Origin of the sequence: Flavobacterium sp. NG2 (genome assembly GCF_034119845.1) — a bacterium.
In the GTDB taxonomy this organism is placed as follows: Bacteria; Bacteroidota; Bacteroidia; order Flavobacteriales; family Flavobacteriaceae; genus Flavobacterium.
This window is the reverse complement of sequence record NZ_CP139420.1, coordinates 285,296-304,020: the sequence shown is the minus strand read 5'-3', so window position 1 is coordinate 304,020 and position 18,725 is coordinate 285,296. Positions and strand designations below refer to the sequence as shown.

The window sequence follows — 18,725 nt, the reverse complement described above, 5'->3', positions numbered from 1 at the left end:
TTGTAGTTCGGTTTTATTATCGAAATTTCAAATTGCTGATTAAATAAAATAATAATTAAGATTCTAATATTTATATAAAATGTCATCAAACAAAAAATACTGGAAAAGTGTTGAGGAACTAGACGGAAATAGTTCTATTGTTGAGGCGCTTAAAAATAACGAATTTGTTGAAGCGATTCCTACAGATGAATTCTTAGGGAATAACGAAGCTTTGTCTTCTTCTTCAACATCACGTCGTGATTTTTTAAAGTACGTTGGATTTAGTACTGCTGCGGCTACGCTTGTTGCGTGCGAAGGTCCTGTACACAAGTCGATACCTTATGTATTACAACCAGAACAAATCATTCCTGGAGTTGCAGATTATTATGCAACTACAATGTTTGATGGTTTTGATTTTGCAAATCTTCTTGTTAAAACACGTGAAGGGCGTCCTATTAAAATAGAAAATAACACCATTTCTGGGGCTAAATTTTCTGCAAATGCAAGAGTTCATGCGTCGGTATTGTCTTTATATGACAATATGCGTTTGAAGGAACCAAAAATTGGAGGTAAATCTTCAACTTGGTCTGCTGTTGAGAAGGAAATTAAGTCGAGTCTTGTTGATGCTAAAGCTAAAGGAGGTCAAGTAGTATTGTTGACTAATACATTGGCAAGTCCTTCAACTGAAAAATTAATCGCTGATTTTATTTCAAAAAACCCTAATGCAAAGCATGTGGTTTATGATGCTGTATCTTCTTCTGAAGCATTAGATGCTTTTGAGGCGGTTTATGGAGAAAGAGCTTTAGTTGATTACGATTTCTCAAAAGCTTCTCTAATTGTTTCTGTTGGTGCTGACTTTTTAGGTGACTGGCAAGGTGGAGGATATGATGCTGGATATGCACAAGGTAGAATTCCTAAAGCAGGAAAAATGTCTCGTCATTTCCAATTAGAAGCAAACATGACTTTGTCTGGTGCTGCTGCTGATAAGCGTTTACCGATGACTATTGTAGATCAAAAACAAGCATTAGTACAAATATATAATGTAGTTACTGGTTCTTCAGTAGCTGTGAAATTAGAATCTAATTTAAAATCAGAAGTTACTAAGGCAGCTCAGCAATTGAAAATGGCTGGTGCTAACGGTGTTTTGGTTTCAGGTATTCAAGATAAAAATGCTCAGTTATTAGTTTTAGCAATTAACAATGCTTTAGCTAGTGAGGCTTTTGTAACTTCGGGTACAAGACAAATAAGAAAAGGATCTAACGAAAAAGTAGCTCAGTTAATTAATGATATGAAAGCAGGTAGCGTTCATACATTATTAATGAGTGGAGTTAATCCAATATATACATTAGCCGATTCAGCTTCTTTTGCTGAAGGGCTTAAAAAAGTAAAAACTTCTGTTGCTTTCTCTTTAAAAGAAGACGAAACAGCTTTAGTAAGTACAATTGCTGCGGCAGTTCCTCATTATTTAGAATCTTGGGGGGATTTGAGTCTTACTAAAGGTACTTATAGTTTGACACAACCTACTATCCGTCCATTATTTGATACAAAACAATTTGAAGAAGTTTTGATGTCGTTGAACGGTGTTGTGGGTACTTATTATGATTATGTAAAAGCTACAGCTAGTTCTATTATTTCAGGGGCAACTTGGAATAAAGTATTACATGATGGTTTATTTGTTAGCGGGTCTTCAGCTTTGTCTGGTGCAACTGCAAACTATAATGCTGCTGCAACTGCTTTGTCAGGAGCTAAAGCAACTCCAGGATTTGAATTGGTATTGTATACTAAAACTGGTTTAGGGGATGGTCAACAAGCTAATAACCCATGGTTGCAAGAGTTTCCAGATCCAATTACAAGAGTGTCTTGGGATAACTATTTAACTGTATCGAATGCAGATGCAAAACAATTAGGATTATCTAATGAAATAGTAGCTAATGGTGGTTTGAATGGTAGTTATGCTACGATTACAACAGCTGATGGTGTGAAATTAGAAAGTGTTCCAGTTATTGTTCAACCAGGTCAAGCAGTTGGTACAATTGGTTTGGCTTTAGGTTATGGTAAGAAGGCGGCTCTTAAAGAAGAAATGCAAGTAGGTGTTAATGCTTACGCTTTATATAAAGGTTTTAATGATGTACAATCTGTTAGTATTGAAAAAGCTAATGGTGAACATGAGTTTGCTTGTGTTCAAGGTCAAAAAACATTAATGGGTAGAGGAGATATTATCAAAGAAACTTCTTTGGAAATCTTCAATACAAAAGATGCAAAAGAATGGAATCCAGTTCCTATGGTTTCATTAGATCACAAAGAAGTTGAATCAACTACTGTTGATTTATGGGATTCTTTTGATCGTTCTGTTGGTCATCACTTCAATTTATCAATTGATTTGAATGCTTGTACTGGATGTGGGGCTTGTGTTATTGCTTGTCACGCTGAAAACAACGTTCCTGTAGTAGGTAAATCTGAAGTTAGAAGAAGTCGTGATATGCACTGGTTGCGTATCGATAGATATTATTCTTCTGAAAGTACTTTCGAAGGTGATAATGAAAGAAAAGAAGGTATTGCTGGATTGTCTAGTTCGTTATCTACATTTAACGAAATGGAAAAAGCTGGGGATAATCCTCAAGTAGCTTTCCAACCGGTAATGTGTCAACACTGTAACCACGCACCTTGTGAAACTGTTTGTCCTGTTGCTGCAACATCTCACGGTCGTCAAGGTCAAAACCATATGGCTTACAACAGATGTGTTGGAACTCGTTATTGTGCTAACAACTGTCCTTATAAAGTACGTCGTTTCAACTGGTTCTTATACAATGGTAACAAAGAATTTGATTACCATATGAATGATGATTTAGGACGTATGGTCCTTAATCCTGATGTAAACGTTCGTTCTCGTGGAGTAATGGAGAAATGTTCTATGTGTCTACAAATGACACAAGCAACAATCTTGAAAGCGAAGAGAGAAGGTAGACCAGTTGTTGATGGTGAATTCCAAACTGCTTGTTCAAGTGCTTGTTCTTCTGGAGCAATGAAATTTGGAGATGTGAATGATAAAGAAAGTCAAATTGCTAAATTAGTAGAAGACGAAAGATCTTATCATTTGTTAGAGCATATTGGAACTAAGCCAAATGTGGTGTATCACGTTAAAGTTAGAAATACTTAGTATAAAATTATTATTAATTAAGAAACAGATAAAGGAATATGTCTCATATATATGACTCTAATATTAGAAAGCCTTTAGTTATAGGTGATAGGACTTATCACGATGTAACCGTTGATGTTGCTGCTCCTGTTGAAGGAAAAGCAAATAAGCACTGGTGGATTGTGTTTACAATCGCTTTAGTAGCCTTCCTTTGGGGACTAGGCTGTATTATTTACACCATATCTACAGGTATTGGAACTTGGGGATTAAATAAAACTGTTGGATGGGCTTGGGATATTACTAACTTCGTTTGGTGGGTAGGTATTGGTCACGCAGGAACATTGATTTCTGCAGTACTTTTATTATTCCGTCAAAGATGGAGAATGGCGATTAACCGTTCTGCAGAGGCGATGACTATCTTCTCGGTAATTCAAGCAGGTTTGTTCCCAATCATTCACATGGGGCGTCCATGGTTAGCATACTGGGTATTACCAATACCGAATCAATTTGGTTCGTTATGGGTTAACTTTAACTCACCATTACTTTGGGACGTATTTGCAATTTCTACGTATTTATCTGTATCATTAGTTTTCTGGTGGACTGGTTTATTACCTGATTTTGCGATGTTGAGAGATAGAGCAATTACACCTTTTAATAAGAGAGTATATTCTATCCTAAGTTTTGGATGGAGTGGTAGAGTAAAAGATTGGCAACGTTTTGAAGAGGTTTCTTTAGTTCTTGCTGGTTTAGCTACACCTCTTGTACTTTCTGTACATACGATTGTATCGATGGACTTTGCTACTTCTGTAATCCCAGGATGGCATACTACAATTTTCCCTCCTTACTTTGTTGCTGGAGCTGTATTCTCTGGATTTGCAATGGTAAACACCTTGCTTATCATCATGAGAAAAGTATCTAACCTTGAAGCGTATATCACTTTACAACATATTGAATTGATGAACATCATTATCATGATTACAGGTTCGATTGTTGGTGTTGCTTATATAACAGAGTTGTTTATTGCTTGGTATTCTGGAGTTGAATACGAACAATATGCTTTCTTGAATAGAGCTACAGGACCTTACTGGTGGGCATACTGGTCGATGATGACTTGTAATGTGTTTTCACCTCAATTTATGTGGTTCAAAAAATTGAGAACAAGTATTATGTTTTCTTTCATTATTTCGATTGTTGTAAATATCGGAATGTGGTTTGAGAGATTCGTAATTATCGTTACTTCTTTGCATAGAGATTATTTACCGTCTTCTTGGACTATGTTTTCTCCAACATTTGTTGATATTGGAATTTTCATTGGAACAATCGGTTTCTTCTTTGTATTGTTTTTATTATACTCTAGAACGTTCCCAGTGATCGCTCAAGCAGAGGTTAAGACAATATTAAAAGCAACTGGAGATAATTATATTAGAGAAAGAGAAGCAAATAAAGATTCACACCATGAGTAATAAAGTAATACACGCCATTTATAATGACGATGATATTTTGATGACAGCGGTTAAAAAAACCCGTGCAGCTCATCACCATATTGAAGATGTTTTTTCTCCATTCCCAGTTCACGGTTTGGATAAAGCTATGGGAATAGCACCTACTAGATTAGCCATTTGTGCTTTTTTATATGGATGTGTTGGTATCTCTGTAGCAACAGCGATGATGAATTTTATTATGATTCAAGACTGGCCACAAGATATTGGTGGAAAACCAAGTTTTAGTTACATTCAAAATATGCCTTCTTTTGTGCCTATTATGTTTGAAATGACTGTATTTTTTGCAGCTCACCTTATGGTTATTACTTTTTATATGAGAAGTAGATTATGGCCATTTAAAGAGGCAGAAAATCCAGATGTAAGAACTACAGATGATCACTTTTTAATGGAAGTGGCTGTAAACAATAACGAAGAGGAATTAGTTTCTTTCTTCCAAAGTACAGGAGCTGTAGAAGTTAAAGTAATTGAAAAGCATTAATTAAGATATGAAAAGGGTAAATAAAATAGCACTTTTATTAGGCATCACTATATTAGTGGCATCATGTCATAATGATAAAGCACCGAACTATCAATACTTTCCTAATATGTATGAATCAGCAGGATATGAAACTTATTCTGAGTCTGCTGCATTTAAGAATGGAAAAGAAGGACAACTTCCTCCTGACGGAACAGTTAAAAGAGGTTTTGAACCTTATGAATATGAAAATTCAACAGCAGGTTATGAATTGGCAAAAGCTAATTTAAAATCTCCTTTGGATTCTTTAGATCGTAATTCAGGTAAGGGTAAAGAACTTTACGAGATATACTGTATCAGCTGTCACGGTGGTGCCGGAAATGGTAAAGGAAAATTGGTTGAAAGAGAAAAATTCCTAGGAGTTCCTAGTTATAAAGACAGGGTGATTACTGAAGGAAGTGTTTTTCATGTGGAGACTTATGGTTTAAACTCAATGGGTTCTCACGCCAATCAATTAAGTGCACACGAACGTTGGTTAGTTGCTGACTATGTTCTGAAACTTAAAAGCCAATTATAATTGTTGAACAAACTGATCGTATTAGATATGTATACATTTTCAAGTAAATTAAAAACTTTTTCTTTTATCCTAATGGCCGTTGGTATTTTAGGTATAGGATATGGTTTTTTGAATGCACCTAAAGATATTCAGGAAGTAGAAACACTTCTTGCTGCAGAAAGTCATGATGGCCATGGTGCTGTACATCATGAAGAAACGAAAGAAGTAGGTGGGGCTCATGCTGTTGCCGAAACTCATGCTGATGCTCATGCAGAAGTAGCTCACGATAAAGCAGAAGTGTCACATCATGATGCTGAGCATACAGAACATTTAAATCATGTTTTACATCAATTACAAAATAAGCCATGGGCTGCTTTGTATGTTGCTTGTATTTTCTTTATGTTGCTTTCAATGGGAGTTTTAGCTTTTTATGCTATCCAACAAGTTTCTCAGTCGGGATGGTCTCCTGTTTTGTTTAGAGTAATGCAAGGGATAACTTCTTATTTACCTTATGGTTCAGTAATATTTTTTGTAATACTAGTATTGTGTGGTTTACATTTTAATCACTTATTTACATGGTTGGATCCTGAAGTAGTTGCACATGATGAATTAATCGCTAATAAAGCTGGATATTTAAATTTTCCTTTTTGGATTGTTAGAGCAGCAATATTCTTGTTAGGATGGAATTTATACAGATTCTATTCAGCAAAAAATTGTGTTGCTCAAGACGAAGCTAATGATGATATATTCTACAAAAAGAATTTTAAATTATCTGCTGGATTTTTAGTTTTCTTTATTGTTTCTGAGTCTATTATGTCTTGGGATTGGATTATGTCAGTTGACCCACACTGGTTTTCTACATTATTTGGATGGTATGTATTTGCAAGTTTCTTTGTAAGTGGTATTACAACCATTGCTTTAGTAACTGTTTACTTGAAATCAAGAGGTTTCTTGGAGTATGTAAATACAAGTCATATTCATGATTTAGCTAAATTCATGTTTGGTATCAGTATTTTTTGGACGTACTTATGGTTCTCTCAGTTTATGTTAATCTGGTATGCTGATATTCCTGAGGAGATTACTTATTTCATCACAAGAATTCAAGAGTATAATTTACCATTCTTTGGGGCGGTTGTTATGAATTTTGTTTTCCCATTGTTGATATTGTTAAATACAGATTTCAAAAGACTTACTTGGGTAATCGTAATGGCTGGTATTGTTATTTTAGCTGGACATTATATTGATTTCTTTAATATGATTATGCCTGGTACTGTTGGTGACCGTTGGTTTATCGGTGTATCTGAAATATCATCCGTTCTTTTCTTCCTTGGATTGTTTATATTTGCTGTCTTTACAGCATTGACTAAAGCTCCTTTGTTGCCAAAAAGAAATCCATTTATAGAAGAAAGTAAACATTTTCATTATTAATATTTAAAGAGATAAACAGATGACAAGTTTGTTGGTAATTATAGTTTTAGTTTTATTAGCTGTTGCTTTATGGCAATTGACCAAGATTTTTGATCTTACACAAGTGGGGTCTAAATCGGACAGTTCTGAAGTAGCTACTGATAAAGATAATAATGTACAAGGATATTTGATGTTTGGCTTTTTAGCTTTCCTTTATATCTTTACTATATATGGTTTATTGAAATGGGGAGGTTTAGCTCTTCATACTCCAGCTTCTGCTCATGGAGGTCAAGTAGATAACTTAATGAATATTTCGTGGGTATTATTGTTTTTAGTTCAAGCAATTACTCAAGCATTATTATATTATTTCTCTTTTAAATATAAAGGGAAACAAGGTCAAAAAGCATTGTTTTTTGCTGATAACAATAAATTAGAAGCTCTTTGGAGTATTATTCCAGCTGTAGTTTTAGCAGGATTAATTCTTTATGGATTATATGCTTGGACTAATATTATGTTTATTGATGACGAAGAAGATACTGTTGTTATTGAATTGTATGCACAACAATTTAAATGGTCTGCTCGTTACGCTGGTGAAGATAATGTATTAGGTAAAGCTAATGTAAGATATATCGAAGGTGTAAATACAGTAGGTGTTGATTTGTCTGACCCTAATTCAGCAGATGATTTTGTAACATCTGAATTACATATTCCAGTAGGGAAGAAAGTTCATTTCAAAATGAGATCTCAAGATGTATTACACTCAGCTTATATGCCTCATTTTAGAGCGCAAATGAACTGTGTTCCTGGTATGGTTACTGAATTTGCTTTCGAGCCAATTTATACAACTGCAGAATACAGAGAGTTACCTTATATGATTGAAAAAGTAGCTCATATCAATGAGTTAAGAGCTAAGAAATCAGCTGAATTAATTGCTAAAGGTGAAACTGGTTTAGATCCTTATACTTTTGATTATTTACTTTTATGTAATAAAATTTGTGGTTCTTCACACTATAACATGCAAATGAAAATAGTTGTTGATACACCTGAAGATTATAAGAAATGGGTAAAAGAGCAAGTGCTTTTGGCTCAACAAGTAAAAGAAGCAACTGCTGCACCTGCTGGAGTTGAGGCTTCAGAATCAAAAGATACAGTTGTTGTTGCTAATGTAGTAGCAGCTAAATAATATTATTAAGAAATTTAAAGTAAACATATATGTCAGCAGTAGGTCACGATCACGGACACGATCAAGAACACGAACATCATCATAAAGACACTTTCATTACTAAATATATTTTTAGTATTGATCATAAAATGATTGCTAAACAATACTTGATTACAGGTATTATTATGGGAGTGATAGGTATAGCTATGTCTATGCTTTTTAGAATGCAATTAGCTTGGCCAGAAGAATCTTTTAAAATATTCAATGTTTTATTAGGTGATAAATTTGCTCCTGATGGAGTAATGGCTAACGATGTTTATCTTGCTCTTGTAACAATTCACGGTACGATAATGGTATTCTTTGTGTTGACAGCAGGTTTAAGTGGTACTTTTAGTAATTTACTTATTCCTCTTCAAATTGGAGCTAGAGATATGGCTTCTGGTTTTATGAACATGATTTCGTATTGGTTGTTCTTTTTATCAGCGGTTATTATGTTGTCTTCTTTATTTGTTGAAGCTGGACCAGCATCTGCAGGTTGGACAATTTATCCTCCTTTAAGTGCATTGCCACAAGCAATCCCAGGTTCAGGAACAGGAATGACATTATGGTTGGTTTCTATGGCAATATTTATTGCATCTTCATTGATGGGATCATTAAACTATATTGTTACTGTTATCAATTTAAGGACTAAAGGAATGTCTATGACTAGACTTCCATTAACTATCTGGACATTTTTCGTTACTGCTATCATTGGTGTGGTTTCGTTTCCAGTATTGTTATCTGCAGCTTTATTGTTGATTTTTGATAGAAGTTTTGGTACTTCATTCTTCTTGTCTGATATTTATATAGCTGGAGAAGTTTTGCATTACCAAGGTGGTTCTCCTGTATTGTTCGAGCACTTATTCTGGTTCTTAGGACATCCTGAGGTATATATCGTAATCTTGCCTGCAATGGGTCTAGTGTCTGAAATTATGGCTACTAACTCTCGTAAACCAATCTTTGGTTACAGAGCGATGATTATGTCAGTATTAGCTATTGCTTTCCTTTCAACAATTGTTTGGGGTCACCATATGTTTATCTCTGGAATGAATCCATTCTTAGGTTCTGTGTTTACCTTTACTACTTTATTGATTGCGATTCCTTCTGCTGTAAAAGCATTTAACTGGATTACAACTTTATGGAAAGGTAATTTGCAAATGAATCCTGCTATGTTGTTTTCAATTGGAATGGTTTCTACATTCATCACTGGAGGTTTAACAGGGATTATTTTAGGAGATAGTACATTAGATATTAACGTTCACGATACTTATTTTGTAATTGCTCACTTCCACTTAGTAATGGGTATTTCTGCTCTTTACGGAATGTTTGCTGGAATTTACCACTGGTATCCAAAAATGTTCGGACGTATGTTGAACAAAAACTTAGGGTATATTCACTTTTGGATTACTGCAGTTTGTGCTTATGGAGTTTTCTTCCCAATGCACTTTATTGGTTTAGCTGGTTTGCCAAGACGTTACTATACAAACACCAACTTCCCATTGTTTGATGATTTACAAAATGTAAACGTTTTAATCACAACTTTTGCTTTAGTAGGTGGAGTTTTCCAATTGGTTTTCTTATACAATTTCTTTGCTAGTATTTTCTACGGTAAAAAAGCTGTTCAAAATCCATGGAGATCAACTACTTTAGAGTGGACTACGCCAGTTGAGCATATGCACGGAAACTGGCCTGGAGAAATTCCTGAAGTTCACAGATGGCCTTACGATTACAGTAACCCAGGACACGAAGATGATTTCGTTCCTCAAACTGTACCAATGAAGCCTGGTGAAGAAGTGTTACATCACTAGAATTTAAAATATATTATATAAAGCCTTTCTAATTTTAGAGAGGCTTTATTTTTTATTATAAGTTGTTATATCTTTGTTGTATGAATGAAAATTTAGATCCTACTACAAATAATTATGGCTCAGAAGAGTTTGATTTAGAAAAAAGGTTGAGACCTTTATCTTTTGATGATTTTGCTGGTCAAGACCAAGTGCTCGAAAACTTAAAGGTTTTTGTTGCTGCAGCTAATCAACGTAATGAAGCTTTAGATCATACTCTATTTCATGGGCCTCCCGGTTTAGGGAAAACTACCTTAGCTAATATCTTGGCTAATGAATTGGAAGTAGGAATCAAAATCACTTCAGGTCCTGTTTTGGATAAACCAGGAGATTTGGCTGGTTTGCTAACAAATCTTGAAGAGCGTGATGTTTTGTTTATTGATGAAATTCACCGTTTGAGTCCTATAGTTGAAGAATACTTATATTCTGCAATGGAAGACTTTAAAATTGATATCATGATTGAGTCAGGACCTAACGCAAGAACGGTTCAAATCAATTTAAATCCTTTTACACTTATTGGTGCCACTACACGGTCAGGGCTTTTGACTGCTCCTATGCGTGCTCGTTTTGGGATCGCTTGCCGCTTGCAATATTATACTACTGAGTTGTTAACTTCAATTGTTGAACGTTCTGCCTCTATTTTAAAAATGCCTATTTCTTATGAAGCTGCTATCGAAATTGCAGGTCGAAGTCGTGGTACTCCTCGTATTGCAAATGCACTCTTGCGTCGTGTTCGAGATTTTGCTCAAATAAAAGGGAACGGTACTATTGATATTGAGATTGCGCGTTATGGACTTAAAGCACTAAATGTTGATGCTTTTGGCTTGGACGAAATGGATAATAAGATTCTTAATACGATTATAGATAAATTCAAAGGTGGTCCCGTTGGTCTGTCTACTTTGGCAACAGCCGTTTCCGAGAGTAGTGAAACTATCGAGGAAGTCTATGAGCCGTTCTTAATTCAAGAAGGTTTCATCATGCGTACCCCTCGTGGCCGTGAAGTTACCGATAAGGCCTATAGACACTTAGGAAAGATAAAAACGAATGTTCAGGGTGGGCTTTTTTAATTTTTGGAGCTAATCCTGCTATCCGCTATATCTTGTGGCGGCATAAATGCCCGCCGCCACAAGGATACCGCTTCTATCAGGGCTAGTGTAAATCTTTTAATAATAACGATATTACTACACAAGAAAATACAGCGTTCATCAAAGCCGAAGCCAAACGTCTCGGTTTTTTGTCGTGCGGTATTTCCAAAGCTGGTTTTCTAGAACAAGAGGCACCTCGATTAGAATCGTGGTTAAATAAAAACCATAACGGACAAATGTCCTATATGGAAAATCATTTTGACAAACGTTTAGATCCTACTAAGTTAGTTGAAGACAGTAAAAGTGTTATTTCACTTTTGCTGAATTATTATCCTGAGAAAACTCAAATTTCCGACTCCTATAAAATCTCCAAATATGCATACGGAACTGATTACCATTTTGTAATAAAAGATAAACTCAAAGAATTATTGTTTTCTATTCAAACAACCATTGGAGAAGTTTCGGGTCGTGCCTTTGTAGATTCTGCTCCAGTGTTGGATAAAGCTTGGGCGGCTAAATCTGGTTTAGGATGGATAGGCAAGAATAGTAACTTGATTACGCAAAAAGTGGGGTCGTTTTACTTTATAGCAGAACTTATTATCGATTTAGAATTGGAATATGACAATGCCGTTACGGATCATTGTGGTTCTTGTACTGCTTGTTTAGATACTTGTCCTACCCAAGCAATCGTTGCTCCTTATGTCGTTGATGGAAGTAAGTGTATTTCCTATTTCACGATTGAGCTCAAAGATAATATTCCAATGGAAATGAAGGGAAAATTTGATGATTGGGCTTTTGGTTGCGATGTGTGTCAGGACGTGTGTCCGTGGAATCGATTTTCGAAATCTCATAACGAACCTTTATTCGACCCCAATCCCGATATTCTTTCGATGTCAAAAAAAGACTGGGAAGAAATCACCGAAGAAACTTTTAGAACTGTTTTTAAAAATTCCCCTCTTAAGAGGGCCAAGTTTGATGGCCTGAAACGTAATATTGATTTTTTGAAAAAATAAAGTTTAACGTATTGATGATTCTCTTATTATTACAGAAGTGGTAAGTTCTATTGTTTTAGGTTTGAACGGTAAGTTTTGTTTTTTATAGTTGATCTCTTCCATTAATAAATTAAATGATGATGCTCCCATTTCATAACTAGGTTGGTCTACCGTACTTAATTTAGGTGTTAATACTTGTGACATGAACCAATTACTAAATCCCATTAATGCAATTTGTTGTGGAACTTTAATATTGTTATCATTTAAATAAGATAATACTCCAACAGCAACTAAGTCGGTAATGCAAAAAACTGCATCCACATCAGGATGGTCATTTACAATTTCTTTTGCAAATTGTATTCCTTCTTCAAAAGTGACATTTTCACATGTGTACACTAATTTTGAATCAAAAGTAATATCGTTTTTTTCTAATGCTTTTTTGTAACCAATAAATCGATCAATTGCATTTTGGGGGTTGATTGGTCCACGAATATGGGCAATTTTTTTACAACCTTGATCAATTAAATGCTGAACTGCTTCCATTGACGCCTTTTGATCATTAATAATAACTTTTGAGCTAGGTATAAGTTTGGATATTTTGTCAAATTGAACAAATGGTATTTCTCTCTTAATAATTTCTTTAATATGATCATCATCATTTGATTCATTGGAAAGTGACATGATAATGCCGTCGACTCTTTTATTTAGTAAGAGAGCTACTTGTTTTTTTTCTAGTTCTAATGATTCATTTGATTGGAGAATAATTACTAAGTATCCGTTTTTTTCTGCTTCGGCGATAATACCATTAATAACACTTGAAAAAAAGTGATGTACTACCTCGGGAATGATTAATCCTATTGTTTTAGACTCTTGTGTTCTAAGGTTTACAGCGAAACTATTCGGGGTATAATTGAGTTCTTTTGCTAGTTCCAAAACAGCTTTTTTAGTTTTTGAACTGACATCTGAATATCCTTTTAGTGCTTTTGAAACAGTAGTAATAGATATTCCTAAAGTTTCGGCAATCTCTTTGAGTGTGGTTACTTTCATATTATTAATATGATTTATTCTTTTTATTTAAATCGAAAACGTTTTCGGCGTTTCGAAAACGTTTTCGATTTTTATATTGTTAATATCTTGTGAAATTAAATGTAATTTTGATAATAATAACCAAAAATAATATTAATCTAACAATCAAACATTATGAAAAATTGTAATTCAATAATTAAGAAAACAGGGCTTATGATAGCTTTATTGTTTATTAATTTGTCTTTTTCACAAAACAACAGCTTATCAGGTGTTGTCGTTGAGGCAAATGGTTCACCTATTCCAGGGGTGAATATCACAATATTAAATGCTAAATATACTACTTCTACCGATATTGACGGTAAATATTCTTTTAATTCTTTACCTAAAGGTACTACAACTCTTTTGGCAACTTATTTAGGTTTCAAAACTTTTCAAACGAAAGTTACTATCAGTGGGAATGTAGTCCAAAACATAACGATGACAGAAGATGCGAACGTGCTTGATGACGTTGTAATTACTGGGGTTATTAATCCTAGAGCAAAAGTTAAATCAAGTGTGTCGATTACGTCATTAAATGTAAGTGAGATTGAGCAATCGGCTCCAAGGTCTACTGCTGAGATCTTTAGAACGATTCCTGGTATACGTTCTGAGTCTTCAGGTGGTGATGGAAATTCGAATATTTCTGTTCGTGGTGTGCCAATTTCTTCAGGAGGATCTAAGTATTTACAAATTCAAGAGGACGGCTTACCTGTATTGTTATTTGGTGATATTGCATTTGCAACTGCCGATATTTTTACGAGATTTGATAGAAATGTTGCCAGAGTTGAAGCAATTCGTGGAGGTTCAGCATCTACATTAGCATCAAATTCTCCTGGTGGTATTATTAACTTTATCAGTAAAACTGGTAAAAAAGATGGAGGTTCATTAAGTACTACTTTTGGATTAGATTATAACAACTTTAGAACCGACATGGACTATGGAGCAAAAATTGGTGATGATTTGTATTTTCACGTAGGTGGATTTTATAGAGCAGGTGAAGGTGTTAGAAATACAGGAGCAACGTCAAACAATGGTGGTCAAGTAAAATTTAACATTACGAAAGAATTTGAAAAAGGTTCTATAACTGTTTATACTAAGTTTTTGAACGACAAAGCTGTTGCATATATGCCAATGCCAGTAAAGGTTACAGGAACTAATGCAAACCCTACTTGGGGTAATGTTGATGGATATGACGCGACTAAAGGGGCACTGCAATCTATCTATTTAAACCATAATTTAGGTCTTGGTTCTGATGGGCAATTGCGTAGAGCTAATGTTTCAGATGGTATGAACCCTGTTTCAAAATCAATTGGCGCAAGTGCTAATTTTGATTTGAATCAAGATTGGAAAGTTTCAGATAACTTTAGATACTCTTCTAATAGTGGTGGATTTATTTCTCCTTTCCCGTCCCAGGTTGCTTCAGCTTCAACAATAGCAACTTCTTTTGGTGCAGGTTCTACTTTGACTTATGCTAATGATGGAACTGCTTTTAATACGCCTAATGGATTAGTTGCTAGAATTCATATGTTTGACACTCAGTTGAATAATTTAGACAATTTCATGAATGATTTAAGGATTACTAGGAAATTCGATAAAGTAGGTATTACAGCTGGTTATTTTAAATCGATTCAAAATATCTCTATGTCATGGTTGTGGAACTCTTATCTTCAGGAAGTTTCGGATAATAATCCTCGTTTGTTAAATGTAAAAAATGCAGGAGGTGCGTTGTTATCTGATAATGGACTATATGCATACGGTACACCATTTTGGGGTAACTTAGCAAGAAACTATGATACTCAATACAATGTTTCAGCACCTTATATCAACGTTTCTGTTGATGCAACTGATAAATTGTCACTTGAAGGAGGATTGCGTTATGATAAAGGACTAGTTACAGGTTCATTTGCTGGTGGTGTTTCAAAACAATTTGATATTAATAATGATGGTGTTATTTCTGCACCGGAAAATAAAGTATTTGCCATTGATAATGCTAATGCAACAGCTGTAGATTATGATTATGATTATGTTTCATATACTTTAGGAGCTAACTTTTTGATTAATAAATCACAATCGGTTTTTGCTCGTGTAAGTAAAGGTGCTTCTGCAAAAGCAGATCGTATATTATTCTCAGGTTTAGATTATTTAGATGGAAATAAAATCAATGCACTTGACTTTTTAACGCAGGCAGAAGTTGGGTACAAACAAAAATTCTCAAATGGGTATGTTTATGCAACTGCTTTCCATTCTAAAACTGATGAACAAGGAGGATTTGAAGCGACCTCTAATAGTATCATTAAAAATAACTATAAATCGTACGGTTTAGAATTAGAAACGGCTTATAATGTGAATGATAATTTAAGTTTAGTAGGAGGTTTGACTTATACAAAAGCTGAAATTATTTCTGGTACTAATGATGGAAATCAACCAAGAAGACAACCGAAATTAATGTACAACTTTATTCCATCTTATAAATTTGGAGGAGATAAAAATAGCTTTGGATTGAGTTTTATTGGACAAACTAAATCATTTGCTCAAGATTCAAATCAATTAGTGATGAATGGATACGTAATTGTAAATGGATTTGTTGAAGTAGGGATTACAAAAGGATTGTCATTGAATCTTTCTGCAAATAACTTATTTGATACGTTAGCAATTACAGAGTCTGAAGAAGGAAATATTACTGAAAATACTGTAAACTATGTAAGAGCAAGAGCATTGACAGGAAGATCATTGTCAATGGCTTTAAACTATAGATTTTAATTAAGTTCATATTGTGAATATTTTGAGTTGGTTAGCAATTCTCGTGTCTTTAGGGATACGAGGATTGTTTTTAAACTAAAAAAGAATAGATAGATTAAATGCTATATTTCAATTGTATTTTGATAAAGTAAATCTCTTTTTCAAATTGATGCATTCAAGAATTTATAAATAAAATAATTGATAACCATGCTGAATAAAACGAAACTTAATTTTTGGCAAATTTGGAATATGAATTTTGGATTCTTCGGAATTCAATTCAGTTTTGGATTGCAGCAAAGTAACATGAGTGCCATATATAAATATTTGGGAGCAGATGAAGCGAGTTTACCGATGCTTTGGCTAGCTGGCCCTATTACAGGTTTGATCATTCAGCCGATAGTAGGAGCAATTAGTGATGGTACTTGGTCTCCAAGATTCGGACGTAGAAAACCATTTTTCCTAATTGGTGCTTTGATTTCTAGTGTTGCCTTGTTATTAATGCCATTTTCTAGTACACTTTTCATGGCAGCAAGTTTGTTATGGATTTTAGATGCAGCTAATAATTTGGCAATGGAGCCTTATCGCGCATTTGTCGCTGATAAATTAGATGAAAAACAACAATCATTAGGCTTCTTGATGCAGAGTTTTTTCACTGGTTTCGGAATTACCTTAGCTAATTTTACTCCGGCAATTCTAGTTTCTTTCGGAATTCTCGCAATTACCGATAAATTAGCAAACGGGATTCCTACCTATACGTATTGGGCCTTTTTTATTGGAGCTTTTGCTTCGGTTTCTTCTGTTTTGATTTCAGTATTTACAACTAAAGAGTATCCGCCAACAGATGAAGAATTAGCAGTAATCTTAGAAAAGAAAAAGGAAAACATTATTAAGAGTGTTTGGGTAGATATTGTGGATGCATTCAAAACGATGCCAAAGACGATGAGACAAATGATACCAATGATGTTTTTTACTTGGTATGCAATGTTTTGTTATTGGCAATATATTACCTCGACACTTTCGGTTACACTTTATAATACGACTGATCAAGCTTCAGAAGGATTTTCTCAAGCTCAATTGTTAACTGGTAGTTTAAATGGGACTTATAATATTGTTTGTTTTTTGGTTGCCTTTCTGTTGGTGCCTTTAGCCCTTAAAATTGGAGCTAAAGGAGTTCATTTTGTAGCCTTGTTCTTAGGGGGTGTAGGACTTTTGAGTATTCCTTATTTAAATAATGTGGATGTATTGTTTACAATGCACAACCCTTTTGGTGACAATGTGGATGTAACAACAATTTTCTTTTATTCCTTTGGGTTAGGTATCTCGTGGGCTTCCATGATGGCGATGCCTTACCAACTTTTGGCAAGTTCAATTCCAAAAGAGAAAACGGGAATATATATGGGAATCTTCAATATGTTTATTGTGATTCCAATGGCAATTCAAGTTTTAACCATGCAGTTTTTTGTTTATGATTTATTGGGTAAAAACCCTGTAAATGTAATTAAGATGGCAGGTGTGTTTTTAATTCTTGGCGCTGTTTTCACGCTTTTTATCAAAGTTAAAAATGTAAATACACAAATTGAATAATGATGACTGATATAAATTATTTAAAAGCAATCGAGTTGCTTCATAAATCAACCTCTAGTGCTGGTTTTTTAGCAAGTGCACAGGATATTTCAAATTACAAAAGAGTTTGGGCTAGAGATGGTGTGATTTGCGGTTTAGCGGCCTTGGCATCTGGTGATGAAGATTTGATCGAAACTTTTCGAGATACTTTAGAAACTCTTGCTAATAACCAACATCATAATGGTACAATTCCATCTAATGTGGGTATAAGTGATAATGAAGAAAATGTTAGTTATGGCGGGTTAGCAGGTAGAGTAGATGCAGTTACTTGGTTTATTATAGGAGTATGCCAATATGCATATTATACGAATGATGTCAATTTTGTAAAAAAATACAATAGCAATATTTTAAAGGCTCTACAGCTTTTGGAAGCATGGGAATTTAATAACAAAGGACTTTTGTATGTGCCTTTGTCAGGAAATTGGGCTGATGAGTATATTACGGATGGATACGTACTGTACGATCAGTTGCTTAGGGTATGGGCATTAAAAAGTTATAATCATTTTGTGAAGGATGAATTTATTACGACTAAGATTCAAACAATTACTGAGCAAATTGAGATTAACTTTATGCCCCAATCCGTAGGAGAGAAATACCATGAAAGAGCTTATGAAGAAGTTAAGATTGAAAATTATATGCCTTGCTCATTTTCACCAGCGGGCTATAAAATACAGTTTGATGCATTTGCCAATTCATTAGCCTTATTGCTTAATATTGGATCTCCTGCTTTTCAGCAAAAGATTATTGATTATTCGATTTCGCTTAAAAACGAATTGCCTTTGGGGTTGTTACCAGCATTTTGGCCACCCGTTTATGAGAATGATAATGACTGGCATTTGTTAAAAAATAATTGCAAATATGAATTTAGAAATTTTCCCAATGAATTTCATAATGGAGGAAGTTGGTCAATGGTCAATGGTTTTTTTGGATTAGCCTTATTAAAGGCAGAACAAAATGAAGAAGCTATAGTGCTTTTGGATGCTATCAATAAGGCGAATGCAGTTGAAGAATATAGCTTTTATGAGAATTTTAATAGTGAAACAAAATCACCGAATGGTGTTCCGTATTGTACTTGGAGTGCGGCAGCTACAGTAATGTTGCACCAAAGTATATATGAGGAGTTTAAATATTTAGTATAGGAA

Annotated in this window: 13 protein-coding genes; 12 read left to right on the top strand and 1 reads right to left on the bottom strand. The window is 34.4% G+C overall.

Annotation, left to right across the window (positions count from 1 at the left end; genetic code table 11):
- The first annotated feature begins 79 nt into the window (after positions 1-79).
- The 9 genes from SLW70_RS01390 to queG all read left to right on the top strand — a co-directional run bounded on the left by SLW70_RS01390 (position 80) and on the right by queG (position 12,177).
- Positions 80-3,136 (top strand): TAT-variant-translocated molybdopterin oxidoreductase, encoded by a 3,057-nt coding sequence (locus SLW70_RS01390; RefSeq protein WP_320890112.1) that lies wholly within the window; start codon positions 80-82, stop codon positions 3,134-3,136.
- A gap of 38 nt (positions 3,137-3,174) precedes the next feature.
- Positions 3,175-4,578: an NrfD/PsrC family molybdoenzyme membrane anchor subunit gene (gene nrfD, locus SLW70_RS01385; protein ID WP_320890111.1), complete on the top strand. Its 1,404-nt coding sequence runs from the start codon at positions 3,175-3,177 to the stop codon at positions 4,576-4,578.
- A complete protein-coding gene (locus SLW70_RS01380; protein ID WP_320890110.1) occupies positions 4,571-5,095 on the top strand; it encodes a DUF3341 domain-containing protein in 525 nt (174 codons plus the stop codon). The genes nrfD and SLW70_RS01380 overlap by 8 nt, the downstream gene beginning before the upstream one ends.
- A 7-nt stretch (positions 5,096-5,102) precedes the next feature.
- Positions 5,103-5,648 (top strand): cytochrome c, encoded by a 546-nt coding sequence (locus tag SLW70_RS01375; RefSeq protein ID WP_320890109.1) that lies wholly within the window; start codon positions 5,103-5,105, stop codon positions 5,646-5,648.
- Positions 5,649-5,675: 27 nt separating this feature from the next.
- The gene (locus SLW70_RS01370; RefSeq protein WP_320891733.1) at positions 5,676-7,055 is read left to right on the top strand and encodes a quinol:cytochrome C oxidoreductase; all 1,380 of its coding nucleotides are present in this window, start codon (positions 5,676-5,678) and stop codon (positions 7,053-7,055) included.
- Positions 7,056-7,074: 19 nt separating this feature from the next.
- On the top strand, positions 7,075-8,217 hold the full coding sequence (locus SLW70_RS01365; protein ID WP_320890108.1) for a cytochrome c oxidase subunit II: 1,143 nt from the start codon (positions 7,075-7,077) through the stop codon (positions 8,215-8,217).
- A gap of 29 nt (positions 8,218-8,246) precedes the next feature.
- Positions 8,247-10,043 (top strand): cbb3-type cytochrome c oxidase subunit I, encoded by a 1,797-nt coding sequence (locus SLW70_RS01360; protein ID WP_320890107.1) that lies wholly within the window; start codon positions 8,247-8,249, stop codon positions 10,041-10,043.
- A gap of 80 nt (positions 10,044-10,123) precedes the next feature.
- A complete protein-coding gene (ruvB, locus tag SLW70_RS01355) occupies positions 10,124-11,146 on the top strand; it encodes a Holliday junction branch migration DNA helicase RuvB (RefSeq protein ID WP_320890106.1) in 1,023 nt (340 codons plus the stop codon).
- Between the two features lie 167 nt (positions 11,147-11,313).
- A complete protein-coding gene (queG, locus tag SLW70_RS01350; protein WP_320890105.1) occupies positions 11,314-12,177 on the top strand; it encodes a tRNA epoxyqueuosine(34) reductase QueG in 864 nt (287 codons plus the stop codon).
- A gap of 3 nt (positions 12,178-12,180) precedes the next feature.
- Here the strand turns inward: queG and SLW70_RS01345 are convergent, their stop codons facing one another.
- Complete coding sequence (locus SLW70_RS01345; protein WP_320890103.1) at positions 12,181-13,203, bottom strand: LacI family DNA-binding transcriptional regulator; 1,023 nt, start codon at positions 13,201-13,203, stop codon at positions 12,181-12,183.
- Positions 13,204-13,356: 153 nt separating this feature from the next.
- Here SLW70_RS01345 and SLW70_RS01340 point away from each other — a divergent pair, with 153 nt between their 5' ends.
- From SLW70_RS01340 to SLW70_RS01330, 3 genes are all read left to right on the top strand, one after another.
- Positions 13,357-15,981 carry a TonB-dependent receptor domain-containing protein gene (locus SLW70_RS01340; protein WP_320890102.1) on the top strand — a complete coding sequence of 875 codons (2,625 nt, stop codon included), beginning with the start codon at positions 13,357-13,359 and terminating at the stop codon, positions 15,979-15,981.
- Between the two features lie 186 nt (positions 15,982-16,167).
- Positions 16,168-17,544 (top strand): MFS transporter, encoded by a 1,377-nt coding sequence (locus tag SLW70_RS01335; protein ID WP_320890100.1) that lies wholly within the window; start codon positions 16,168-16,170, stop codon positions 17,542-17,544.
- Positions 17,544-18,722, top strand: a complete 1,179-nt coding sequence (locus SLW70_RS01330) for a glycoside hydrolase 100 family protein (protein WP_320890099.1) — start codon at positions 17,544-17,546, stop codon at positions 18,720-18,722. The genes SLW70_RS01335 and SLW70_RS01330 overlap by 1 nt, the downstream gene beginning before the upstream one ends.
- Positions 18,723-18,725: the final 3 nt, after the last annotated feature.

Coding starts and splice junctions, on each gene's coding strand:
- SLW70_RS01390 (WP_320890112.1), top strand. CDS start 80: ATGTCATCAAACAAAAAATACTGGAAAAGTGTTGAGGAACTAGACGGA.
- nrfD (WP_320890111.1), top strand. CDS start 3,175: ATGTCTCATATATATGACTCTAATATTAGAAAGCCTTTAGTTATAGGT.
- SLW70_RS01380 (WP_320890110.1), top strand. CDS start 4,571: ATGAGTAATAAAGTAATACACGCCATTTATAATGACGATGATATTTTG.
- SLW70_RS01375 (WP_320890109.1), top strand. CDS start 5,103: ATGAAAAGGGTAAATAAAATAGCACTTTTATTAGGCATCACTATATTA.
- SLW70_RS01370 (WP_320891733.1), top strand. CDS start 5,676: ATGTATACATTTTCAAGTAAATTAAAAACTTTTTCTTTTATCCTAATG.
- SLW70_RS01365 (WP_320890108.1), top strand. CDS start 7,075: ATGACAAGTTTGTTGGTAATTATAGTTTTAGTTTTATTAGCTGTTGCT.
- SLW70_RS01360 (WP_320890107.1), top strand. CDS start 8,247: ATGTCAGCAGTAGGTCACGATCACGGACACGATCAAGAACACGAACAT.
- ruvB (WP_320890106.1), top strand. CDS start 10,124: ATGAATGAAAATTTAGATCCTACTACAAATAATTATGGCTCAGAAGAG.
- SLW70_RS01345 (WP_320890103.1), bottom strand. CDS start 13,203: ATGAAAGTAACCACACTCAAAGAGATTGCCGAAACTTTAGGAATATCT.
- SLW70_RS01340 (WP_320890102.1), top strand. CDS start 13,357: ATGAAAAATTGTAATTCAATAATTAAGAAAACAGGGCTTATGATAGCT.
- SLW70_RS01335 (WP_320890100.1), top strand. CDS start 16,168: ATGCTGAATAAAACGAAACTTAATTTTTGGCAAATTTGGAATATGAAT.
- SLW70_RS01330 (WP_320890099.1), top strand. CDS start 17,544: ATGATGACTGATATAAATTATTTAAAAGCAATCGAGTTGCTTCATAAA.